Below are 23,969 nucleotides of genomic sequence, written 5' to 3'. Positions count from 1 at the left end.
ATTATACTGCTCCTAATAAGTAAACTATTGAGAATACAAATATCCATACGATATCTAAGAAATGCCAAAACAGTCCTAAGTAAGTAAGCTTTGTTTTAGCCATAGGATTCATACCATATTTTTTAAGCTGGAATATCATGCTTACAATCCATAAAAGTCCCATTGTTACGTGTAACCCGTGAGTCCCTACAAGAGTATAAAAAGATGATAAAAACGCACTTGAAGCCCAAGTGTGTCCTTCCATTACTAGCTCATAAAACTCATACAACTCCATGCATATAAAGCCTAAACCTAGAAAGAAAGTTATCCATAAAAACTTTATAACTGTGCCAATATTCTCAGAATTACGGTTAAGCATAGCCAAGCCGAATGTAAAACTACTTACTAGTAGAAGCATAGTCTCAACAAATACAAAAGGTAGATTAAAAATCTCGTGCGAAGCTACCCCACCAAAAGTGTGCTCATGAAAAACTGCAAACACTGCAAATAGTGTTGCAAAAAGCACACAGTCGCTCATTATATAAATCCAAAAACCAAATACACTCTTAGAACCATCAAAATGATGTTCGTGGTGATGATTATCTGCAGTTACTGTACTCATACGCGTAACTCTCCTTGTTGATTATATTTATTTTCAACATCTTTAACTTCATCAGCTTTTACGTAGTAATCGATATCATAATCAAATGATCTATATAGAACTGTTCCTATCATACCAACAACGCCTACAGCTGCTAACCACCAGATATGCCATACTGCAGCAAAACCAAATACAAAACTAAACGCTCCGATAATAACCCCTACAGAAGTATTTCTTGGCATATGGATATCTTCATATTTCTTATCATCAGTCAGTGGCTTATTATCAACACCTAGACCTTTTTCTTTATGATCCCAATAAGCATCACGCTCTTCGACAACAGGATCATGTGAGAAATTATAAAAAGGTACCGGTGATGGGATCCCCCACTCTAGAGTACGTCCATAACCCCAAGCATCTGAACCAACACGATTCTTTTCTCTATCTTTGATACTTACGAGAATTTGTAAAACCTGGAATAAAATACCCAAACCAATAATCATAGCTCCTATCCAAGCAACTATCAATAAAGGCTGATAGCCAGTTGATGCTGAGTAATGGTATAGTCTTCTTGTCATACCCATCATACCTAATATATATAAAGGCATAAATGCAACAAAGAAACCTACTAACCAACACCAAAACGCATATTTTCCTAAGCGTTCATTTAATTTAAAGCCAAACACTTTCGGGAACCAGAAAGTAAGACCAGCAAATGCCCCAAATACAACCCCACCAATAATAACGTTATGGAAATGTGCAATCAAAAAGACACTGTTATGCATTTGGAAGTCAACACCTGGCACTGATAGTAATACACCTGTCATCCCACCAACAGAGAAAACTATCATAAAACCAACAAGCCACATCATAGGTGTTGCAAATGTTATACGACCCTTATACATCGTAAATAACCAGTTAAAGATCTTAACCCCTGTTGGAATTGCAATAATCATTGTCATAATACCAAAGAAAGCATTAACGTTTGCACTAGCTCCCATTGTAAAGAAATGGTGAAGCCATACTGTAAATGACAATATAGTAATAGCTATACTAGCCCAAACCATTGTTGTATAACCAAATAACGGCTTCTTAGAGAAAGTTGCCGCAACTTCTGAAAATACACCAAACATAGGCAACACAAGAATATAAACTTCAGGATGTCCCCATATCCAAATAAGGTTTACATACATCATTTGGTCACCACCACCTGAAACTGTAAAGAAGTGCGTACCAAAATATCTATCTAAAGTTAATAATGTCAAAGTTACTGTTAAGACAGGGAATGCTGCTATTACTAAAACAACAGAGCAGAAAGATGCCCATGTAAATATTGGCATTTTCATTAGAGTCATGCCTTTACAACGCATTTTGATAATTGTTACAAAGAAGTTAATACCTGTCATTAGTGAACCAATACCAGATATTTGTAGACCCCATATATAATAATCGGTTCCGACGGTCGGACTATAGGTCATCTCAGAGAAAGGCGGATACGCAAGCCATCCAGCATGAGCGAAATCCCCTACTAATAGAGAAACATTTATTAACATAGCCCCTACAACAAACAACCAGAAACTCAAAGAATTCATATAAGGGAAAGCTACATCTCTAGCACCAATTTGAAGAGGAATAACCCAGTTCATTAATGCAAACACTAAAGGCATAGCCACGAAAAAGATCATAATCACACCATGTGCTGTGAAAATCTGATCAAAATGCTCAGGAATTAGATAACCTGTACTATCACCAGAGGCTAATGCTTGTTGTGTTCTCATCATTGCTGCATCAACAAAACCACGGAACATCATAACTAATGCTACAATAGTGTACATCGTTCCTATTTTTTTATGATCAACTGTTGTGAACCACTCTCTCCATAGATAGCCCCACTTCTTAAAATAAGTAAGTCCTCCTAATAGTGCCACACCTCCAACTACAACACCAATAAACATCACAAGTATAATCAACTGTTGGCTTACTGGCTCATATAGGTATGGAAACACTAAATGAGGATTACTTAGTTTCCCAATCAATGCTTCTAGCATATTTTTCTCCTATTTATAAACTACTACTATTTTACTAACTACATACTATGATGATGCATGCTGTTATGCATTTTTTGCCCATGATGCATAGGCATCGCATTAGCCATATTCTCTGGCTTATAATTTGGCATCATATATGACATAACAATATGATTAAATAAATTTTTATCAACATGAGAATAATATGCCACTGGATTATTTATAGAATCTTTTACAAGATCCTTCCAGAAGTAATTCCATGTCAATGATTGGTGTTTACCATCTTTAACTTCTTTAACCCATTTGTTAAAGTCAGCCTGATCAGTCACTTTGGCATAGAACTGCATCTCAGCAAAGCCTATTCCAGTATAGTTTGCAGAAAAGCCTCTAAATTTACCTTCATGTTTAGCTATCACATGTAATTGTGTTGTCATACCTGTCATTGCATATATCTGCCCTGCTAACTCTGGTATAAAGAAAGAGTTCATAGGCGCTGCAGATGTTATTTTGAAATTAACTGGGCGATCTTTCGGTAACTGTATATAGTTAACTGTAGCTATATCATACTCAGGATAAATAAACATCCATTTCCAGTTTAGAGCAACAACATCTATCTCTATAGGTTTTTTATCTGACTCTAATGGCTTATATGGACTAAGTGTGTGCGTTGTTTTCCATGTAACAATTGACAATATCAAAATTATCACAAATGGTACACCCCAGCAGATTATCTCTAGCTTATTACTATGACTCCAAGTTGGCTTATACTCAGAATTAGCTCCATCTCTATATTTCCAAGCAAACCACAGTGTCAGAATAATAACCGGAATAACCACAAAAAGCATAAGAACAGTCGCAAATATTAGCAGATGTTTTTCTTGCGATGTAATAACACCCATTGGATTCCAAATACCGCCTTTACAACTAGATAAAGACAGCACCCCAACTATACTTGCAAATATTAGTAAGTATTTTTTCCAGTTCATCAATACATTCCTTTTAAATTACAATTGCATATAAATCGTTTATTCTCTAAACAGATACTTTACCAAACCAGTATATCATAATATATAAATATAAAAGAAAATTCATTAATTAATAATTTTTTTATTATTTGAATATAAAGTCATATTCGCTATACTCATCAATATTTTTATTACGATAAATATTTCCGATGTACAACAAAGAGTTAAGAACGACTATAAACATCTCTCTAATATACGGCTTCAGAATGATTGGGTTATTTATTATTTTCCCAATATTTAGTTTATATATTAATCACTTACAATACGCAACACCCTTTCTAATAGGCTTGGCTCTGGGTGTTTATGGACTAAGTCAGGCAATGTTACAAATTGTTCTAAGTATTTTATCGGATAAGTTTGGACGTAAACCTATTATACTAGTTGGTTTGATATTCTTTATTATTGGTAGCATTGTTGCAGCCTGTTCTACTAGTATTTATGGAATAATTATTGGTCGTGCTATACAGGGTGCTGGAGCAATAGGAAGTACACTAACGGCATTAGTCGCTGACTCCACAAAAGAAGAAAACCGTCTTAAGGCAATGTCACTAATAGGGATGTCTATTGGTTTTTCATTTCTAATAGCAATGATGATAAGCTCAATACTAAATAGTATTATTGGATTATCTGGTATTTTTTGGTTAACTGCAGTCTGTGGTGGTATTAGCATATTTATCTTAACAAAAATACCTACCCCAAAGACACCAAGCTTTCATCATGAAGCAAAACCTGTTTTAACACTTATCAAAGATATCATAACGCATAAAGAACTACTTAAGCTCAATTACGGCATCTTTACACTACACGCAACACTTACAGCTTTATTCATAGTAGTTCCGCCTATTCTAACTAATATCTTGCAAATATCCTCTAACTATCAATGGCTTATCTATCTTCCCGTGTTAATCATATCTTTCAGCATGATGTTTCCGTTTGTTATGATTGCTGAAACACAACGTAAGATGAGAAAATTCTTTATCGTTGCTGTTTTAATTTTAAGTGCTTGTTTAGGGCTTTTAGTTATAAGCTTCAACCATACAATAATTCTAAGCATAGTCCTAACCTTTTTCTTTGCTGCCTTTACATTCTTAGAGTCATGCCTACCTTCATGGGTTTCGAAAATAGCTCCTGTGGGTAGTAAGGGAACTGCTATGGGTATTTTTTCTAGCTGTCAATTCTTTGGTATTTTTATCGGAGGAGTCATGGGGGGAATAATATTCCATAAATATCATATACCTGGAGTTTTAATTTTCTGCACAATCTTAGCTTCTTTATGGTTTTTAATCACATTAATAATGGCTGAGCCAACATACCTAAACTCCAAAGTTTATAAACTTAATAAAATAACATCTGAATTAGAAGAGAAATTAAAAAGAATAATTATTTCAGAGAAAGGTTTATATGAGTCAGTAATCTGCTTTGAAGAAAATGCTATATATATAAAAATTGATAAAAAAGAATTTGATGAAGATCTTTTTATTCAAAAGATAAATCTAATTAACCAAAATACATAAATACAGTTCAGATAAGACTCTAAACTATACCATTTTGGTATAGTGAAATCCTTTATTTTCAATGCTTTCAGCCATATTTAGTTTTTGATTTAAACAATTTATATGTTACAATTCATGTGTATAGTTAAAGGTTAGAAAAAGTGACTACTCAATTACAAGCCGATTTTTCTTTCCAAATTTCTATTTTTAGAAAAAAATAACCTTTCGTTACTCGAATATCATAAGGAGAAGCAACATTATGTTACCAACGCTCATGTCTGTTGACTTAGCAAGATTGCAGTTTGGTCTAACGGCATCATTTCACTTCTTATTTGTTCCTTTAACTTTAGGTCTAACGTGGATTTTATTCACAATGGAGCTAATGTATATAAGAACAGGTAAAGAAGTTTACAAAGATATGGTGAAGTTTTGGGGTAAATTACTTGGAATAAACTTCGCTCTAGGAATTATTACTGGTCTAACCATGGAATTTGAATTTGGTACCAACTGGTCATACTACTCACAATCAGTAGGTGATATTTTTGGTACTCCTCTAGCTATTGAAGGTATGGCAGCATTCATGCTTGAGTCAACATTCGCTGGTTTATTCTTCTTTGGTTGGGATAAACTATCAAAGAAACAACATTTACTTTCAACGTTCTGCTTAGCAATAGGTTCTAGCTTCTCAGCATTACTAATTCTTGTTGCAAATGGTTATATGCAACATCCTGTGGGTTCTGAGTTTGTAGCTTCAACTATGAGAATGGAAACAGTTAGCTTACTAGATGTATTCTTAAACTCTACTGCTCAGTCAAACTTTGGACATGTAATCACAGCTGGATACACAACTGGTGCTACTTTTGTTATTGGTATTAGTGCATACTACTTACTTAAAGGTCGTGATATTGCTTTTGCTAAGAGATCTTTAGCCGTTGGTTTAGGATTTGGTATAGTAGCTTGTACTATGGCTATATTCTTTGGTGATGCCAATGGACAAGATGCTTGGAAAGTACAACCATTAAAAATGGCAACTATCGAAGGTGAATGGGATACTTCACCAACTCCGGCTCCATTTAATGCTATTGCATTCCCTGATCAAGAAAAGCAAGAAAACAATTTCAGCATAGAAATACCTATGGCTCTTGGCCTGATAGCAACACACACAACAACTGCTCAAGTTCCTGGTGTTAAAGCTATTCTATACGGAGAAATGCAGAACGGTAAAAGAGATCCTAATCTAGCTTACTACAGAAATATCAAGACAGGTGAAACTGCTGACGTTTCCCCTGCTGTAGCTGCAGCTAACCCTCAAAAGTATGAGAAAGTTCCTGCTGCCACTGTAATGATTAGAGATGGCGGTCTTGCTTATGCTGATCTTCTAAAATGGAGAGAATCTGGTCATAAAGGTGATACTCCTGATAGTAGTTATGCAAATTACAATAACCCTGAATATCAAAGATATATGGGCTTCGGTAAATTACTTGTTCAAGTTGCTCAAGAAAAATATGGTAAAGCTGACTCAGCAACAATTGCTAAGCTAGCTAATAATCCAGAGGTAGTAAAACAAGTTGCTACTAATATGGTTCCTGATGTATCTAGTATCTTCTGGACATTTAGAGTAATGGTAGGAATCGGTTTCTTACTATTTATTTTAATGTTTGTTGGCTTAGTGCTTTTAGCGAAGAACTCTCTAGGAAACACTAAGTTTAGTAAACTTGTTCTAAGAGTTATGACTTGGTCAATTCCATTACCATTTATCGCATGTTTATGTGGATGGTTTGTAACAGAGCATGGCCGTCAACCTTGGACTGTTTATGATCAGTTACCTACGAGCATCAGTTCATCAGCTTTAACAGCTGCAGATATAGGAACATCTATGTTAATATTCTTCTTAATAGATACATCTTTATTTGCAGTGTTACTATTCTTAATGTTCAAATATGCAAAACTAGGTCCTAGCTCATTAGGCTCTGGTAAGTATCATTTTGAACAAAATAACAAAGATAAATAAGGAGAGATAAATGTTATTAGATGTTTTACAAATTATCTCTTGGCTAGTTGTTGGAGTTCTTATATTCCTAGTAGCTGCAACAGTTGGTTTTGACTTTGGTATAGGTATCCTTGCTAAATTTGTTGGTAAGGATAACTATGAAAAAAGAGCTATTATAAATACTGTAGGCCCAACTTGGGATGGCTCTCAAGTTTGGTTTATTACTGCTGGTGGTGCTATTTTTGCCATCTGGCCTCAAGTTTATGCTACAAGCTTCTCAGGTCTATATATCGCAATTTTAGCTGTATTATGGGGACTTTTCTTAAGACCACCCGCTTTTGAATACAGAAAGAAAATAGATAGTGATAAATGGAGAAACTTTTGGGATTGGATGCTTGTTTTAGGTAGTATCATTCCTATAGTTGTTATGGGAGTTGCTGTTGGTAATTTATATCTTGGTTTCCCAATCTCTTATGATGATACAGCTAGACTAGTTTATGGTACGGTGACAAATGGCCAGTATCAATCTATGTGGATTACATTACTAAATCTACTAACTCCTTTTGCATTACTATTTGGGATATTTGCTCTAAATATGACACTAATGCATGGTTCTACTTACGGAAAACTTAGAACAGAAGGTGTATTAAGAGATAGATTTAAAAAGATTTCGAATATCACAACAGTTATATATATCGTATTATTTATAGTTGCTGCGATTTGGATATCTTTCATCCCTGGCTATCAGTACACTACTGACCCTGCTTTTGCACATGCATCTAATGCTTTAAATCATGCATTTACAGCAGGTACAATAACAACAGACTATTCATGGTTCTATAACTTTAACCATGCACATATTTGGATGTGGTTTGCACCTATCTTAACTGTTGTTGCTGCGATACTTGTTATCGTGTTTAATGGTAAGGATAAAGATGGTTCAGCATTCTTAGCAAGTTTAGCATCATTACTTGGTGCAGTATTAACAGTTGGTTTTGCACTATTCCCATTCATTATGGTATCTAACGTTGGTGACTATAAATTTAGCTTAACAGTATTTAATGCTAGTAGTAGTCAAACTTCATTGATAGGTATTCTATGTGCTGCTGTTATCATACTTCCAATAGTATTTAGCTACACATTCTTTGTATACAAGAAAATGTGGGCAAATGGCCGCAGAACATCTGCTGCAGAAATAAAAGCTAACTCACATGAGATGTACTAAAAAAGGAGATTTATTATGTTTTATTTAGTATGGATAATTTCAGCATTCGCTGCGGTTGGTATCGGCTGTTTCGTTGCTGGCAAAATGGATAAAAGAGAAGATTAATCTACACTTTCTTGCTATCTAATATTCTTTTTATTTCTCTATTCGTATAGAATCTTATAATCAATAATTTTCAAATATTTAAATCATTATGAAAAAGTTTTTCTATACGGCTATTATTAGTATTCTTTTTTTTACATCTAGCTATAGCGATATTATTGTAGGAACAACCGGAGATTATGCTCCTTTTTCTAACTACGATAAATCGACCAATACATTTACTGGTAAAGATATACAACTTATAAAAGAGTTTGCTAAATCCAAAAATGAAAAAGTTAAGTTTGTTAAAACTACTTGGAAAACAGCTACACATGATCTAAAAGCTAATAAGTTTGAAATTTTCGTAGGTGGAATGACAATAACTGCTCAACGTAAAAAAGGTTTCTTATTCTCAAGTCCTTTAGAAACATCTAGAAAAGCAGCAATGACTGCATGCAAAAACTTAGGAAAATATAAAACTTTTAAAGATATAGATAATCCAAAAACATTGGTTATTGAAAATAGAGGCGGTACTAATGAGAAGTTTGCTCTACAAAAACTAAAAAAGGCAAACCTTTTAATCATAAATGATAATAAAGAAGCTGTAAAATCGATAGTTGATGGTATAGGAGATATTCATCCAGATATAATGTTTACTGATAATTCAGAAATAAAATATCAACACTCCATAAATCCAAAAATATGCCAAATACCTATCCAAATAGATAAAACTAGCTCTTTCAAAGCATTTATGTTCAATAAGACAGCTAATGGCAGAAAGCTAGCAATCCAATTTGATCAATGGTTAAAAAATAATCCAAAAATCTTTAAAACATATACTAATTCATAAGTAATTCTTTATTATTTGACAAGATTATAAGAAAATACTGAAACTCTATATAAAATAATAAAGTCATGCTTAGAGCATATCGGGTTTCTATAGCTTTTAGTGGTTTAATAGTTTTAACAGGGCTAATGTCTATTGACTTTATAAGCCCTTCTCTACCATATATAGAAAATGATTTTGCCACATCTCAAGCAGTATTAAAAAATAGCGTACTAATATATATGCTTATCCTTGGAATCTTCCAGCTGCCGTATGGTTTCTTGAGTGATAGATTCGGACGTAAGAAACTAATCTTAATATCATTAGGTATAACTATTTTAGGAATAATAGTAACTGCATTTGCTCAAGGAACTATTTCTTTTTATATAGGTAGAATAATAACTGCTATTGGTAGTGCTGGATGTCCTGTAATTAGCAGATCAATCATTGCCGATGTTTCTCACAACTCTAAAAGATTAAAAAAATCTTTCTCTGTATATGCTTTAGCAAGTCAAGTATCACCATGTATCGCACCTGTTTTAGGCGCATTTATACAATCAGTAAGCTCATGGAGGTTTTCATTAACTGCATTAATGCTTATAAATATCATTGTTTTTTTACTTATTCTTAGACTAATGCCTGAAACTTTGAGAATTACAAAGTATAAAATACGTTTTAAAATTACTATTAATAAATACTTAGAGCTTTTCAAAAACAGATATTTTTTTACTATGAGTTTATTCTCAGCGTTAGTTTATGTATATTCTATAGGCTTTTATAATATGCTTCCTTTTGTATTACATAATTTACACATAAATATAGTGACTAATGGTTTTATAAACAGTTTTTATGCATTAAGTTTAGCTATTGGAGCTTTTTCACTACAACGATGTTTTTATAAGTACTCTTCTGAGAGAATTCTTAGTACTATAATTAAGATTTATCTGGTCTACTTTATAATACTTTGTTTGATATTTCTGATATATACAAATATTTTTATCATAGCAATTTTCGGAATAGGTACGGCATTTTTATGTGGTGTAGCAGCACCTTTGATACTATCAATGTGCATGCAAAGCTTAAAAGAAAGTAAAGGTATAGCTAGCGCAGTCCAAAGCTCGATAAAAATGTTTTTCACAGGTATTGGATTAATACTTTTTTCATACATAAAACTCACAAACATGATCCAAATAACGATCATATACATTTGTCTCACTATTCTTGCAGTCTTATTATGGTCACTAGCAAAAAAAGCTAACCCAGCTCAATAGGATCTATATCAAAATAAACTTTAATAGTACTCTTAATATCACTACATACATTTTGATTAAGCCATTTTATTATTGAGTTTATTTCACTACGTTTTTTTGATGTAAGTAACAAGCTATAACGATAAACATTATTCTTTTTTAAGTGTAACGCGGGTAAAGGCTTTGATATTTGCACATTCTCGCAATTTTCTAATTTTGAATATATATCATTTAGCAAACTTAAAATTTCTTGCTCTTTTCTAGAATCTGCTATTATTTGAGCTTGATATGAGTAGGGTGGATAATTTGCATATTTTCTCTGCTCTAAAAGATAATCAAGAAATTCTAAGTAATCACTAGCAACTAGTAACTGTAAAAGCCTATTTTCCGGCTGATAAGTTTGCAACAGTATTGTCCCCGGCTTATCTGCCCTACCTGCTCTACCAGAGACTTGCACTATCATCTGTGCTGTTCTTTCTATCGCATGAAAATCTGTACTATATAGACCTGCATCGATGTTTATCAGCCCAACTAAGGTGATATTTTCAAAATGATGTCCCTTAGCAATCATCTGAGTACCAACGATAATATCAACCATATTTTCATTAATCATTTGATTAATATTATGAAGATCGCTAATAGTCTTTATATTTGAACGATCAAAGCGAACTACTTTGTTATACGGAAACTTAGCTTCTAAGCGAGATTGAACCTTCTCTGTACCAGTTCCATAAGTAAATAACTCTTGTTCTCCACAACTTGTGCATACTGTAACTAAAGGCTTACGCGAGCCACAAAAGTGACATTCTAAGTATTGATATGGATGAGTATGTAATGTATATGGTTTATCACACTTTTTGCACTCAACAGCTTCACCACAGCTCTTACAAACTAAGGCCTTAGCAAAGCCTAGTTTATTGATAAAAACCAAAGATTGTTGATGAGCAGTGATATTCTGCTCTAAAAGATTAAAAAGCTTATTACTAATACCATTATCAACTATACTCGATTTTAAATCTAAGAGTTGAATTTGGTTTTTATGATTATTCAAAGCTCTATTTTGTAACTTAAGTAATGTATATTTACCAGTCAAACTATTATAGTAGCTTTGTATTGATGGTGTTGCACTTCCAAGGATTACAGGAATATCTAATTGACTAGCTCTAAATATAGCGATATCACGAGCATTATACCTAACTGTACTGGTTTGTTGCTTAAAAGAACTATCGTGCTCTTCATCGATTATAATAATCCCTAAATTTTCAAAATCTGTCAGAACTCCGCTTCTTGTTGATATAACAATATCTGCTCTACCCTGCTTAATCTTTAACCAATTTGTCAACCTTGCTTTTTCACTTAATTTAGAGTGTAAAGCAACTATATTTTTATTAGGAAACCTACTTTCAAATCTCTTTATCGTCTGAGGTGTTAGGTTTATCTCTGGAACCATTACAAGCACTTGTTTTGAGCTTTCTAAATATCTTTTTATAGTTTGCAGATAAATCTCTGTTTTTCCGCTACCTGTAACTCCATAAAGTAGAAATACATTAAAACCTGTTTGTAATAATATATTGCTTAATACATTATTTTGCTCTTTAGATAAATCTTTAGGCTTATCATATTCTATGGACTTACTAGACTCCTTTAACTTATATGATTTTCTAAGTATACCCTTCTCAAAAAGCTTATTGATGACATAAGTAGTTCCTAATTGTTTTAAATCATCATATTTAATAAAGTCACTTTGTTTGAAAGTATTAATAAGTTCTTGTTGTTTAGGTGTTGACTTATGATTTTCTAAATTTTTAAAATCAATGTAAACATATGTATCTTGTTGAGGTTTGATAATTTCACTTTTAAAGTAGTCATTTGGTAAGGCTAAACGTATTGCACTGTAAAGATCACAGCAGTAGTACTTAGAAATCCAGATTATTAGTTTTTGTATATCTACACTTATAGGGCTATCTATAAGCTTAACTACTGGCTTAACCTTTTCAACTCCATAATCAATTTCAACATCTTTCGCAATTATAAAACCTATTAATTGACGTTTCCCGACATTTACTAACACTCGGTCAAATAATTTAATATCATCATTATCGATACTATAATCAAGTACATATGCTGGAGGAACAGCTAATGCAACTTTGACTATCATTATGCAGATTCCACAAAAGCTTTTGAATTTTTATACCAAAAATAGAAACCATATACCGCGGTTAAAAGAAAAATAAAATTTTGTAAAACTTGACCATATAGTTGTTGCTGATACATCACAAAAACAAAATATAAATCAGAAACTATCCAGACTATCCAATTTTCCATAAATTTTTCTATAGTCATAATAATTGCTGTAAATGTAATACCTGTCAATAAACCCGTCGATATAACATCTTCTGAATCTGTAAAATAATTAAATGCAACACAAAACACACATAAAGCAATAACATAAAATACATAGCGAAAGTAATCTGAGGCTTTCATCCACTTAATAGTATTTTCACTATCTACGCCTTGTGTACTCCATTTATACCAGCCATAACTAAAAAATATTACATATACAATCTGTAGTAAAACTAATGAATAAGTACCTTTCAGAGCAAATAAAAAAAGTAATATCAAAGCCCCAACAATTCCCAAAGACCAAGACCATACTCTTAGTCTAGCTAGATATATTGTATATAAAACATTTATAATAAGCGCCGAGTAATCAAGGATTTTAAATAACATAAACTATAATAACCTTTTTAGAAACATTCATACAATTTTATATCAAGATCTTTATACAGGTCTGATTTTATCGTATTAATCTTTCTAATTGTACTAGTTTTAAAGTTAATTGTTGGATTAAATGCCAAATACACCTTATGTAAACTAAGATCAAAAACATCACAATTCAAATAACAAATATCTTGTCCTGTAATTCTAATAATATTTGCACTTTCTAAACTATACAAAACCTGTTTCACTTTATCATAGTCAGCAACAGCTGCTTTTTTATAGATACGAGAAATACTCATACCATTTTTTAATTCTCGCTGAACAATATGCAGATCTCTTAGAATATTAACACTTATACTTAAATCGTCTCTTTTGACTTCTTTTTTGAAGTTTAAAGTTATTTTCATATACTGCATTGCCCTGATCATAACAGCTCCCAAGAGCGTTATATGCCATGTTACATAAACCCAGAGAATAAATATAGGTATCAAGGAAAGTGAGCCATAAATAACAGAATATGTTGGCACATAAAACATATACAAAGAAAAAACCTTCTTAGCAACGGAGAAAACTATTGCTACTAAAAATGCAGCAAAGAAAGCTACTCTTGAGTTGATCTTTGTATTAGGCAAAATTTTATAAACTACAAAAAAACCACCCGTTAGAAAAATAATAGATAAAAAGTTTAATAAATATTGTTCAATACCAACACCCTTAAAAAACCATGTCATTGATATAACATAAGTAGTTGATATAAAAACAAAACCCATTAATAATGGCCCCATTGTCATCAATGCCCAATATACTAATAAACTTTGAAGCATAGGACGTTGTCTATTTACATAAAATATCTTATTTAGCGTAATTTCTAATCTTTTTATCATCAAAAAAATTACAACTAGTAGAACTATAACTGAGGTAACAGGTAAGCTAGTCATCTTATTAGAAAGAACAGTAATATATTGCTGAACAGTCGTTGCTGTTGCTGGAAGCATATTATCAAATAAGAAATTCTGAATATTATCAGAAAGAGAACTAAATGCATTAAAAGCATTCAAAATATTTATTATAATGAAAAAAGCTGGTACGATAGCAAACAAACTTGTAAGTGTTATAGAAGCCGCTACTGTTGGACATTCTTTACGGAAATATTCCTTAAATACCCAAATCCAATAGTTTTGAAAAATAATTAAATATTTTTTACACAATCTGATATTAAACATAGAATAGACAACATGAAAAACATACTAATACTATACTACAGCCAAGGTGGAAGTACAAAGAAAATGGCTCACACTATAGCTCTAGGCGTTGAGGCTTCTGGAGCTACTGCTACAATCCGCACTATCCCTAACATCTCAGCTAAAACAGAGAAAATAGATCCGATAATTCCAGAAGATGGTGACTTATATGCTACAAAAGAGGATTTAGCTAACTGTGATGGTCTTATAGTAGGTAGCCCAGCATATTTTGGTAATATGGCATCGCCTCTTAAATATTTTTTAGAAATAAATAGTGATTTATGGTTTAAGGGTAATCTTATTGGTAAGCCTGTTGGCTTTTTTACTGCAGCTTCTGGAATGCATGCTGGCCATGAGAGTACTTTATTATCAATGATGATCCCATTTATGCACCATGGTTGCTTAATTGTCGGCGTACCATATAGTGAACAAGCTTTAGAGCACACACGTACCGGAGGTACTCCTTACGGTGCTTCTCATCTAAATACTTTTTCACCTAATAAAACAATGTCTGATGATGAGACAAAAATATGTAAAACTTTAGGCAGAAGGGTTTCTGACATTGCTAATAAACTTTCAAGATAAGGAATTTCGATGAAAAAGATCTTTTATTTGAGTGTTTTTGTATTTAGCTTACTCTTATTAACAAGTTGCTCAAGTACCGACCCAAGCTATTCTGCAAACTCTGTAGGTCAAGTCTCCCAAGTCGAACAAGGTGAAATTCTAGATATTCAACGAGTTAATATAAAAGGCTCTAATAATGTTGGTTCTAGAGTTGGAGGATTAGCTGGAGGACTTGGTGGAGCACTTGCTGGAAGTGGTAATATGTTAACAAGTATTGCCGGGTCTATTGGCGGTGCTGTTGTTGGAGGTATTGCAGGTGGTGCAACAGAAGAAGCCGTTACCTCTTCTAAAGGATACCAATTTACTATAAAACTAAATAATGGGAAAACTTTCGCAATATTACAAGAAGATGATAATAACCTAAAAGTAGGTGATCATGTAACTATCTATATATCTGGCAACAATACCAGAATAGTCCCCGCTAAATCTAACTAAACAAGTCACTATATAGTTCCATAGCAGTTTTATTTTATATATACTAAATTAATAATCTATTTATTTTATTTTTATAGGAACTTTTATGTATAAACAAAAAGCTACAAAGCTAGGATTAAGTATATGGTTTATCTGTGCTTTTTTCTATGCATTGGAATACTTTGTAAGATCTTCAACCGGAGCTTTGCTTGTTGGCTTTACAAATGAACCATATAATTTAACTATAGCAACTACTGCTTTATTTAGTTCATCATTTTATTGGGCTTATATGATATCGCAAATACCTGCTGGTATTCTTGTTGATAAGTTTGGTGTTAAGAAAGTTATGATAGTAAGTTCAAGTGTATTCTCTGTTGCTATGCTTATCGCTTCAATAGCACATTCTGAAGAGATTTTAGTTATTTATAGAATTCTTGCTGGATTTGGTGGAGGGTTCGCCATACTATGTGCTATCAAGTCTATCTCAATTTGGTTACCGAATAGACTTTTCCCAGCTTTTACAGGCTTAACTCAGTTTATCCTATACATAGGAGCTACTCTTTCTGCAGCACCTTTGGTATTTTTATCAAATTATCTGAGTATTTCTGAGATTATGGCAATGATATTTATCATATCTTTTATTGTTTTATTACTTAGTATTTTTGTCATAAAAACTCACCCTGAGTACAAGAAAGAGAATATGCAGCATAGACAAAACAATGAAAGTCTTAAAGATATAATGGCTGTTATAAAAAATAAGCAAATATGGTTTAATGGTTTTTATTGTTTCACTATATATGGCACCACTGTTTTATTCGCAGATCTATGGGGGGTTAGATACTTAACTCTATACGGATTTTCAGAAGAAGTAGCTGGAATTTGCACCTCTTTGATTTTTATAGGTGTATGTATAGCTAGTCCTTTATGGGGAATTTTAGCCTCAATAAAAGACGGCGAAAAAAGATTTTTAATGATATCTCCAGTAATTGGTCTTTTTGTTGTTACATATCTAATATTTTTTAATCACAATATAACCATAGCTTTTGTATTATGTATTTTATTTGGAGCTTCTCAAGCAGTTCATGTACTTAACTATTCAGCCCTTAGAAATACTGTCTCTGCGACCCAAATTGCAACAGGCCTTGCTGTTGTTAATATGTTTTTACCACTAAGTGGTGGTGTACTACAACCTTTAACAGGTACTATTATCACCCACTTAAAACAAAACTTTGGATACTCTTCTTTACAGTCATTCCAAATAACTTTAATATTCATTCCTCTTTTGATGATTCTTTCTTTTATTATTGCTTTGTTTATAAAAGATTCTAAAGACTAAAAATATACTGCTTTACTATACCTCATTTTTATTTTATTATTTGTTCTACAATTTTCTAATAAAAATAGAAATTCATGAAAAAAGCTATCTTAATAGTTGTTGTAATCATTGCGATAACTGCTCTACTCATTATAAATTTCTTACCTAATGAAAAACCTCAAACAACAAAAGGGTTTCACGATATAAATGTTGTAGCTGCAGAAAATCAATATGGCAGTGTAGCTAAACTTATAGGAGGAAATAACGTTAAGGTTACAAATATAATTAATAATGCTGATGGTGACCCTCATACATTTATTTCTTCTGTAAAAAATGCAAAATTACTAGCAGAAGCTGACGTAATTATATATAACGGAGCTGATTACGACTCTTGGATACAACCTATTCTAAAAAGTAATCATAATGCTGTAATCATTAAGGTACAAGATCTCTTAAACTATCAACAAACGCCAAAATTTGGTATAAACCCTCACCTTTGGTACAATCCTAAAACATTCCCTGCATTAGCAACTAAGCTAAAAGATATATTTATAGAAAAAGATCCTAATGATAGAAGTTTATATGAAAAAAACTATGAAATCTTTAATCATAAATACGAAAAAGTATATAAGCTAGTTGAGCAAATTAGACAAGATAATAAAGGCACACCTGTTACAGCAACAGAACCTCTTTTTGGCTATATGGCAAATGCTCTTGGACTAGATATGAAAGGACTTGCCTTTCAATGGGTAATAATGAATGATTCTGAGCCAAGCCCTAATATGATGATAAATTATCAAAAACTACTTATTGACAGAGAAGTTAAGGTTCTCTTTTACAATGAACAGGTTACAGACAATGTCACACATAAAATCTTAGAGCTTGCGAGTGACAACGAAATTCCAGTAGTGGGTATTACTGAAACAATGCCCCCTAATGATAATGCAATAGACTGGATGATAAACACATTACAAGCAACAGCAACCGTTCTAGAACAATCCAAAAATCAAAATGATTAAATGCTCAAATTTAGTTATTGGATATAATAAACCAATAACATCCCCTCTCAACTTAGAGATCCCAACTAATGCATGGGTAGGTATAGTTGGTAAAAATGGTATTGGAAAATCTACTTTCTTTAAAACTATTTTAGGTAAAATACCAAGTATTTCAGGATCAATAACTATAAATGACTCAAAAATAAATATCGATAATATAAGTTACATACCTCAAGAAAGAGAAATAAATTTTGAAGAAAAGACTTCTGGATACACACTGGTAAAATATAGTTATAAACCAAAATCTTGGGGACTGCCATTATTTAATAATGAATTTAAAAAGAAACTAGATTACCTTATTGAAATAACACAAACCAAAAACTATATACACAACCCTTTTAAGAACTTATCAGGTGGGCAGAAGAAGCGTATATATCTAATTCAAGCGTTAATAAATGAGCCTAAAGTACTACTTTTAGATGAGCCCTTATCAGACCTTGACCCTGATGCAAAACAAAAGTTTATTGCTTGTCTTAAAGAAATTCATAAAAAAGAAAATATTACTCTTTTAATAATATCTCATGACATGAAAGAAATTAGTTCACAATTAGATGCTTTTATTCATTTTAAAGATGGTAAATGTCACTACTGTGATGAAATGCCATGCCTACAGGAGGATATTTGTGTTTAACTATACTTTTATGTTATATGCATTTGTTGCTGGAACTATAATAGCCTTTATATGTGGAATTATTAGCTTTTTTGTCATTATTAGAAGATTATCCTTTGCATCACATGCTTTAGGTCATATTAGTTTAACAGGAGCTTCTGGAGCTGTATTACTTAATCTATCTGCGATGACTGGCCAACTTTTTATAAATATAATTGCTGGAACTCTTATGGGTGCCTTTGGTGATAAGATCAAAAAAAATGATATTGCTATAGGAATTGTTTTGACATTCTTTTTAGGGTTAGGAACATACTTTCTATTTTTATATCAAAGTGGTTATTCTGGTTCTGTAATGTCAATATTAGTTGGCGATATACTAACAGTATCTCTTGAACAAATATATATTTTACTTGGCTTAGCTATTTTTACTATAATTGTGCTAGCAATAATAGCAAGACCTTTGTTTATCTCATCTATTGACCCTGTCTTTGCTGAGTCAAAGAAAGTGCCTAACAAATCATTATCTATTCTTCTTTTTCTTTGTATTGCCATAACAGTATCTATGGCTTGCCAAGTTGTGGGAATATTATTAGTTTTTTCACTTTTAATTGGGCCAGCTGCAATTTCAACTCAATGGGTTGATGGTTTTTATAAGCCTATTATCCTTAGCACTATAATATCTATACTTACGGTTTGGTCAGGAATAACAGCTGCTTACTATATAGATGTACCAATAAGCTTCTTTATAACTACAATTATTTGCTTCTTGTATCTTATAAGTATCGCAAAGAATAAATTACTGAACTTCTAATTAATTTAAAAAAGAGGTTCTTAAAGTAGTAAGAGAGTTATTTCTTGCTTTACCTTATAATCTCTTATTCTTTAAGATTATCAATAATTTCACGTTGCTCTTTTTGTTTTTTCACAAAAGCAGCTTTATCTGTTGATAATATTATATAAATAACAGGTAAAATAAATAATGAAAATATCGCACCAATAATCAAGCCACTAAATATAACTATCCCAATACAATTACGACTTACAGCACCTGCCCCTGATGATATTACCAAAGGTATAACTCCTACTGCCATTGCCATAACTGTCATCAAAATTGGACGTAAACGCTGTGATGCTGATTTCACAATAGCATCATACTTACTCATACCATGTTTAATTTGTAATTCATTGGCAAACTCTACAACTAAAATACCTTGTTTAGAGATTAGTCCAATCAAGGTTATAAGACCAAGCTCTGTGTATATGTTAAGTGAAGCCCAACTGGAGTTGAAATTCTGATAAATATATAGAGGTAGTAAAGCTCCAGAAATAGCCATAGGAACAGTAACCAAAATTATTAATGAGTCTATAAAGCTTCCAAATTGAGCAGATAGTGCTAAAAATATCATGATAATTGCAAATGCAAAGGCAACCATCATTGTACTACTATTCTGAAGATACGTTCTAGCCTGACCAGAATAATCATAAGAATAGCCTTTAGGTAGCATAGTTTTTGCTAGCTTATCCATATATGCTAGAGCATCACTAGTCGTTACACCTCGGGCTGTTACTGCTGATATTGTAGCTGAATTTAGCTGCTGGAATGTATTTAAGCTTGATGGACGACCAAATGTTTTAAAATTTACTATAGATGACAGAGGTACTTGATTTCTTAAAACATTATTACTATTTGAATCAGTTTTGATATATATATTACCTAATTGCTCAGTTGTTTGTATTTGATTTCTAACTAGTCTTGGTATAACTTCAAAACTATAGCCATCTAAATAGAAATAGTTTAAATATCCTTCTGAATATGAATACCCTAAAGTTTTAGCGATATCATTCATAGTTATGCCCATAATACCAGTTTTATTTCTATCAATATTAATATTAATATTTGCATCATCAAAAATAAGATCACTATTAGCAAAAACAAATAATCCACTACTCTTCATTTTCTCAACAATCTTATTAGCCACACTATTTAAAGCTGGATAGCTATCTGATGTTTGTATAACAAATTGCATCGATGGTCCACGAGGTATTCCTGGCAATGATGGCGGTTGAATTACATACCAACTCAAACCAGGAATCATAGATATATCTGATTGAATCTTTGCAGCCTCTTCTGCTTGAGTGGTTTTCCTCTCACTCCAATCAGTCATGATAAAGCCCTGAAAAACTGTTGTGTCACTCATTACACCATCAAGTGCAAATATATTTTTTTTATTTGGCTCCTTATCCATAACTTTATATAAAGCTGAACTAAACTTGTCTAAATAATTAAGTCCTGCGGTTGATGGAGCTTGTCCCATAACACTTATAAAGCCTTGATCCTCAGTAGGATCCAGCTCAGACTTGATATTTAAAAACATATAAAAACAACTTAATAATACAATAACGGCACAAACAATAATTGCTTTTTTGGTTTCTAACACAAACTCTAATGAAGCTTTATATTTAGAAGTAATATGACTGAATAATTTCTCTAGAAATCTTGCAAATTTGGTATTCATAGATTCTTTAGTAAGAATCTTTGAGCATAGCATTGGTGATAATGTATAAGCAACGATTCCAGAAATAATTACTGATGATGCTAATGAATAAGCAAACTCAGTAAAAAGTTTACCAGTATACCCGCTCATAAAGCCAATAGGTATATACACAATAACTAATGTTAATGTCATTAAGATAACCGGATTAGCTATTTCTCTTGCCCCTTTAACAGCTGCTGCAAAGGGTGATAACTTATACTCTTCAATATTTCTATAAATATTTTCTAAAACTACAATAGCATCATCAACTACCAAACCGATTGCTAAAATTATTGCTAACAATGTTAAAAGGTTTATCGAGAACCCCATTAATGTCATCAAGAAAAAAGAACCTATGATTGATAGAGGTATAGCAATTAGCGGTACTATAATTGCTCTTAGTGATCCCAGAAATAGAAATAATATTATTGATACAATAATAACTGCTTCAATTAATGTTTTTATAACATCATCTATAGAGTCCTGAATATATGTTGAACTATTATAAGCAACTGAGACTTTTAATCCCTTTGGCATAGTTCTTTCAAATTCAGGCAATTGCTTAAGAATATCACTAACGACATCTAATTGATTAGCATTAGATGCAACGACTATACCTGCCTGAACAGCATCTTTACCATTAATTTTAACAGAGTAATCATATGTCTGTGATCCAAGATCAACTTTTGCAACATCTCCTAACCTAATTAACTGATTCCCTGATTTTTTAACAACTAGGTTTTTATAATCCTTTGCTTGTGTCAAACTAGTTTTGGGACTCAGAACATAATTCAAATAAGGTCCTTTTAAATCTCCCCCAGCTGTAATTAAACTGTTTGCTTCTATGCTTGTAGCAATATCAGATGTTGTTACACCATATTTTGCCATCAGCTTAGTATTTGGAAACACACGCATTGCATAAGGTTTATCTCCCCAAGAATTGACATCTGAAACTCCTCCATTAGCCATAATCTTAGGTGTAAAAACATTATCAACATATGCTGAAATAGCTGATGGGCTTAAGGTATCGCTTGTAAAAGCTAGAACTAACGCTGGAAAATTATCTGCTGGATTTAATTGAATAGATGGTGATTGAGCATCTGCCGGTAATTGGTTTGATACTGCATTTACATACTGTACCACCTGAGATAATGTAGTATCAGGATCAAAACCAAATTTTACATATATTGTAATCGTACTAACACCCAAAGTTGATGATGATGTCATATAATCAATACCATCAGACTTTGAAACAGATGCTTCTAGTTTACGTGTTATAAAAGCTTGCATAGTGCTTGGATCAGCACCATAATAGTCAGTTGTAATAGTAATATTAGCTGAGTTTACATAAGGAAACTCTCTAACTTGTAAGGTAAAATAACATCCCAAGCCAACAATTAATATCATTAAGCTCAAAGATATTGATAGTACTGGTTTTGTTATAAATATATCAATAAATCTCATTACGTATTACCTTGAGTATTAAGTATATTATTGTTTAATTTGACGCTATTATTAATAATTGTATAATCACCATCTTGTAATTTATTTTGACCTGATGTTGCAATAATATCACCCGCTTTAATACCTGTAACAACAGCTAGATTTTTGCGAGTATGTAAAACTTTAACTTCTACTTGTTTTGCCTTATATAGTATTTTATCAGAATGCACTGTACTCAATTGTCCTTTTGACAAATCAGTCCAAGATGCTCTCTTAATAGAACCATCTTTATTTTTCTGTGGGACAAGCACATATACAAACTGACCATATATATTGTAGCTAATCGCATTTCTCTGAATTATTATCGCTTTTTTTATAGTAGGTAGGTTTACTGATACATTTACAAACATTCCAGGTAAAACTTTCTTATCCTTATTACTATAAGTAGCTCTTACAGTGACTGATCTGTTTGAAGAATCAACATATGAATCAATAGCTATAATTTTCGCTACAAAAGTCTTACCTGGTAATGCATCAGTTGTAAACTGAAGTTTCCCACCAAGATTAATATTACCTACGCTATTTTGAGGAACCTGAAAATCCACATACACTGGTGTAATTTCAGTTAAAGTTCCAGCATTATCACCATTTTGAAAATACTCACCAAGGTTAATGTTTCTAATACCAATTCTACCACTAAAAGGAGCTCTAACTTGTTTAAATGCTATTTGAGATTCGATATTTTGTACATCTGCCAAAGCAGATAAATAATCAGCTTCTGCTTTATCGGCTTCTTCTTTTGAAACAGCCTTTTGTTTAACTAGTTTTAATTCCCTATCACTAGTTATTTTTGCAAGCTTTAAAGTCACTAACTTAGATTTAAGCTCAGCTTTTAGTTGACTGGTATCAAGTTCAAATAATAAATCTCCTTTTTTAACATCTTCACCACTAGTAAAATTAATTTTAGTAACAATACCACCAGATTGTGATGAGATTTCTGTTTCCTGTAATGCACTTATTTGTCCAATGGTATTAAATACATTTTCCCAACTAGACTCTTTAACAGTCTCACTTGTAGATACAGTTGGCTGTGGAACATATTCAGCCATTTTTTTAGATACCATATAACTAACAAACTCAGAAAAAGCAAATGCCCCTCCAAATATTACAAGCACTAAAACAATAAATGCTACAGATGCAACCTGTTTATTTTTAAGTTTATGTAATCTTGATTTAACAAAACTACTATTGGTAATAAAGTACACAAAAGCTACAATTGCCAATATGTCACTAATTATAACTTTTAGCATTACTACAACTACAATTGCAAAAATGAAATAGTTGATTTTGCTAGAATAGATTTTATCTTTTAGATTTTTTAAATTATTAATCATTATATTTTATATCGTAAAGTATCCTATCAAAGAGGATGTTTTTATCAATTTTAGATAGTCTAGTTTATTTTTTTTTGATTGTATATAGGTTCTGTGCACAAAAAAGCTAAATTAAATT

The 23,969-nt window shown here is 32.1% G+C and carries 20 protein-coding genes; 12 read left to right on the top strand and 8 right to left on the bottom strand.

The annotated features are described in order from the left end of the window. Position 1: 1 nt before the first annotated feature. From cyoC to cyoA, 3 genes are read right to left on the bottom strand one after another with little or no spacing between them, the layout of a single operon-like run. Complete coding sequence (gene cyoC, locus F7310_RS01020; protein ID WP_072711222.1) at positions 2–601, bottom strand: cytochrome o ubiquinol oxidase subunit III; 600 nt, start codon at positions 599–601, stop codon at positions 2–4. Next, the gene (gene cyoB / locus F7310_RS01015; RefSeq protein ID WP_084645149.1) at positions 598–2,628 is read right to left on the bottom strand and encodes a cytochrome o ubiquinol oxidase subunit I; all 2,031 of its coding nucleotides are present in this window, start codon (positions 2,626–2,628) and stop codon (positions 598–600) included. The genes cyoC and cyoB overlap by 4 nt, the downstream gene beginning before the upstream one ends. A 38-nt stretch (positions 2,629–2,666) precedes the next feature. Further along, the gene (gene cyoA / locus F7310_RS01010; RefSeq protein ID WP_072711221.1) at positions 2,667–3,593 is read right to left on the bottom strand and encodes a ubiquinol oxidase subunit II; all 927 of its coding nucleotides are present in this window, start codon (positions 3,591–3,593) and stop codon (positions 2,667–2,669) included. Positions 3,594–3,781: 188 nt separating this feature from the next. On the opposite strand from cyoA, the gene F7310_RS01005 reads away from it, so the two are divergent. The 6 genes from F7310_RS01005 to F7310_RS00980 all read left to right on the top strand — a co-directional run bounded on the left by F7310_RS01005 (position 3,782) and on the right by F7310_RS00980 (position 10,518). Next, the gene (locus tag F7310_RS01005) at positions 3,782–5,146 is read left to right on the top strand and encodes an MFS transporter (RefSeq protein WP_072711220.1); all 1,365 of its coding nucleotides are present in this window, start codon (positions 3,782–3,784) and stop codon (positions 5,144–5,146) included. Positions 5,147–5,384: 238 nt separating this feature from the next. Then, positions 5,385–7,136 carry a cytochrome ubiquinol oxidase subunit I gene (locus F7310_RS01000; RefSeq protein ID WP_072711219.1) on the top strand — a complete coding sequence of 584 codons (1,752 nt, stop codon included), beginning with the start codon at positions 5,385–5,387 and terminating at the stop codon, positions 7,134–7,136. A gap of 10 nt (positions 7,137–7,146) precedes the next feature. Then, a complete protein-coding gene (gene cydB, locus F7310_RS00995) occupies positions 7,147–8,340 on the top strand; it encodes a cytochrome d ubiquinol oxidase subunit II (RefSeq protein ID WP_072711218.1) in 1,194 nt (397 codons plus the stop codon). A 15-nt stretch (positions 8,341–8,355) separates the two neighbouring features. Beyond that, positions 8,356–8,445 carry a cytochrome bd oxidase small subunit, CydX/CbdX family gene (locus F7310_RS00990; RefSeq protein WP_072711217.1) on the top strand — a complete coding sequence of 30 codons (90 nt, stop codon included), beginning with the start codon at positions 8,356–8,358 and terminating at the stop codon, positions 8,443–8,445. An 88-nt stretch (positions 8,446–8,533) separates the two neighbouring features. Further along, the gene (locus F7310_RS00985) at positions 8,534–9,271 is read left to right on the top strand and encodes a transporter substrate-binding domain-containing protein (protein WP_072711216.1); all 738 of its coding nucleotides are present in this window, start codon (positions 8,534–8,536) and stop codon (positions 9,269–9,271) included. 65 nt (positions 9,272–9,336) lie between these two features. Then, entirely contained in the window at positions 9,337–10,518 is a 1,182-nt protein-coding gene (locus F7310_RS00980) for an MFS transporter (protein WP_072711215.1), read from the top strand. On the opposite strand, the gene priA is transcribed toward F7310_RS00980, so the two are convergent. The 3 genes from priA to F7310_RS00965 are packed head-to-tail and all read right to left on the bottom strand — an operon-like array spanning position 10,502 to position 14,441. Further along, positions 10,502–12,655, bottom strand: a complete 2,154-nt coding sequence (priA, locus tag F7310_RS00975; RefSeq protein ID WP_072711214.1) for a replication restart helicase PriA — start codon at positions 12,653–12,655, stop codon at positions 10,502–10,504. The two genes, F7310_RS00980 and priA, sit on opposite strands and share 17 nt — an antisense overlap. Beyond that, positions 12,655–13,227, bottom strand: a complete 573-nt coding sequence (gene pnuC, locus F7310_RS00970) for a nicotinamide riboside transporter PnuC (protein ID WP_072711213.1) — start codon at positions 13,225–13,227, stop codon at positions 12,655–12,657. The genes priA and pnuC overlap by 1 nt, the downstream gene beginning before the upstream one ends. 17 nt (positions 13,228–13,244) lie before the next feature. After that, positions 13,245–14,441, bottom strand: coding sequence for a YhjD/YihY/BrkB family envelope integrity protein (locus tag F7310_RS00965; protein ID WP_072711212.1), 1,197 nt, complete (start codon positions 14,439–14,441; stop codon positions 13,245–13,247). Between the two features lie 12 nt (positions 14,442–14,453). Here F7310_RS00965 and wrbA point away from each other — a divergent pair, with 12 nt between their 5' ends. The 6 genes from wrbA to F7310_RS00935 all read left to right on the top strand — a co-directional run bounded on the left by wrbA (position 14,454) and on the right by F7310_RS00935 (position 19,291). Continuing rightward, positions 14,454–15,044: an NAD(P)H:quinone oxidoreductase gene (gene wrbA / locus F7310_RS00960; protein WP_072711211.1), complete on the top strand. Its 591-nt coding sequence runs from the start codon at positions 14,454–14,456 to the stop codon at positions 15,042–15,044. Between the two features lie 9 nt (positions 15,045–15,053). Continuing rightward, positions 15,054–15,518 (top strand): outer membrane lipoprotein, encoded by a 465-nt coding sequence (locus F7310_RS00955; protein WP_072711210.1) that lies wholly within the window; start codon positions 15,054–15,056, stop codon positions 15,516–15,518. An 85-nt stretch (positions 15,519–15,603) separates the two neighbouring features. After that, the gene (locus F7310_RS00950) at positions 15,604–16,833 is read left to right on the top strand and encodes an MFS transporter (protein ID WP_072711209.1); all 1,230 of its coding nucleotides are present in this window, start codon (positions 15,604–15,606) and stop codon (positions 16,831–16,833) included. Between the two features lie 74 nt (positions 16,834–16,907). Then, complete coding sequence (locus tag F7310_RS00945; protein WP_072711208.1) at positions 16,908–17,831, top strand: metal ABC transporter solute-binding protein, Zn/Mn family; 924 nt, start codon at positions 16,908–16,910, stop codon at positions 17,829–17,831. Next, positions 17,824–18,501 carry a metal ABC transporter ATP-binding protein gene (locus F7310_RS00940; RefSeq protein WP_072711207.1) on the top strand — a complete coding sequence of 226 codons (678 nt, stop codon included), beginning with the start codon at positions 17,824–17,826 and terminating at the stop codon, positions 18,499–18,501. Before F7310_RS00945 ends, F7310_RS00940 begins: the two co-directional genes overlap by 8 nt. Further along, the gene (locus F7310_RS00935) at positions 18,464–19,291 is read left to right on the top strand and encodes a metal ABC transporter permease (RefSeq protein WP_173647416.1); all 828 of its coding nucleotides are present in this window, start codon (positions 18,464–18,466) and stop codon (positions 19,289–19,291) included. Before F7310_RS00940 ends, F7310_RS00935 begins: the two co-directional genes overlap by 38 nt. Before the next feature lie 64 nt (positions 19,292–19,355). Here the strand turns inward: F7310_RS00935 and F7310_RS00930 are convergent, their stop codons facing one another. Next, positions 19,356–22,478 (bottom strand): efflux RND transporter permease subunit, encoded by a 3,123-nt coding sequence (locus F7310_RS00930; protein ID WP_072711205.1) that lies wholly within the window; start codon positions 22,476–22,478, stop codon positions 19,356–19,358. After that, the gene (locus tag F7310_RS00925; RefSeq protein WP_072711204.1) at positions 22,478–23,851 is read right to left on the bottom strand and encodes an efflux RND transporter periplasmic adaptor subunit; all 1,374 of its coding nucleotides are present in this window, start codon (positions 23,849–23,851) and stop codon (positions 22,478–22,480) included. The genes F7310_RS00930 and F7310_RS00925 overlap by 1 nt, the downstream gene beginning before the upstream one ends. Positions 23,852–23,969: the final 118 nt, after the last annotated feature.

Origin of the sequence: Francisella uliginis (assembly GCF_001895265.1) — a bacterium.
GTDB lineage: Bacteria > Pseudomonadota > Gammaproteobacteria > Francisellales > Francisellaceae > Francisella > Francisella uliginis.
This window is presented reverse-complemented; position numbering and strand designations above follow the sequence as displayed.

Excerpts from the sequence above, each read along its gene's own strand:
- cyoC (WP_072711222.1), bottom strand. The coding sequence starts at position 601 with ATGAGTACAGTAACTGCAGATAATCATCACCACGAACATCATTTTGAT.
- cyoB (WP_084645149.1), bottom strand. The coding sequence starts at position 2,628 with ATGCTAGAAGCATTGATTGGGAAACTAAGTAATCCTCATTTAGTGTTT.
- cyoA (WP_072711221.1), bottom strand. The coding sequence starts at position 3,593 with ATGAACTGGAAAAAATACTTACTAATATTTGCAAGTATAGTTGGGGTG.
- F7310_RS01005 (WP_072711220.1), top strand. The coding sequence starts at position 3,782 with ATGTACAACAAAGAGTTAAGAACGACTATAAACATCTCTCTAATATAC.
- F7310_RS01000 (WP_072711219.1), top strand. The coding sequence starts at position 5,385 with ATGTTACCAACGCTCATGTCTGTTGACTTAGCAAGATTGCAGTTTGGT.
- cydB (WP_072711218.1), top strand. The coding sequence starts at position 7,147 with ATGTTATTAGATGTTTTACAAATTATCTCTTGGCTAGTTGTTGGAGTT.
- F7310_RS00990 (WP_072711217.1), top strand. The coding sequence starts at position 8,356 with ATGTTTTATTTAGTATGGATAATTTCAGCATTCGCTGCGGTTGGTATC.
- F7310_RS00985 (WP_072711216.1), top strand. The coding sequence starts at position 8,534 with ATGAAAAAGTTTTTCTATACGGCTATTATTAGTATTCTTTTTTTTACA.
- F7310_RS00980 (WP_072711215.1), top strand. The coding sequence starts at position 9,337 with ATGCTTAGAGCATATCGGGTTTCTATAGCTTTTAGTGGTTTAATAGTT.
- priA (WP_072711214.1), bottom strand. The coding sequence starts at position 12,655 with ATGATAGTCAAAGTTGCATTAGCTGTTCCTCCAGCATATGTACTTGAT.
- pnuC (WP_072711213.1), bottom strand. The coding sequence starts at position 13,227 with ATGTTATTTAAAATCCTTGATTACTCGGCGCTTATTATAAATGTTTTA.
- F7310_RS00965 (WP_072711212.1), bottom strand. The coding sequence starts at position 14,441 with ATGTTTAATATCAGATTGTGTAAAAAATATTTAATTATTTTTCAAAAC.
- wrbA (WP_072711211.1), top strand. The coding sequence starts at position 14,454 with ATGAAAAACATACTAATACTATACTACAGCCAAGGTGGAAGTACAAAG.
- F7310_RS00955 (WP_072711210.1), top strand. The coding sequence starts at position 15,054 with ATGAAAAAGATCTTTTATTTGAGTGTTTTTGTATTTAGCTTACTCTTA.
- F7310_RS00950 (WP_072711209.1), top strand. The coding sequence starts at position 15,604 with ATGTATAAACAAAAAGCTACAAAGCTAGGATTAAGTATATGGTTTATC.
- F7310_RS00945 (WP_072711208.1), top strand. The coding sequence starts at position 16,908 with ATGAAAAAAGCTATCTTAATAGTTGTTGTAATCATTGCGATAACTGCT.
- F7310_RS00940 (WP_072711207.1), top strand. The coding sequence starts at position 17,824 with ATGATTAAATGCTCAAATTTAGTTATTGGATATAATAAACCAATAACA.
- F7310_RS00935 (WP_173647416.1), top strand. The coding sequence starts at position 18,464 with ATGAAATGCCATGCCTACAGGAGGATATTTGTGTTTAACTATACTTTT.
- F7310_RS00930 (WP_072711205.1), bottom strand. The coding sequence starts at position 22,478 with ATGAGATTTATTGATATATTTATAACAAAACCAGTACTATCAATATCT.
- F7310_RS00925 (WP_072711204.1), bottom strand. The coding sequence starts at position 23,851 with ATGATTAATAATTTAAAAAATCTAAAAGATAAAATCTATTCTAGCAAA.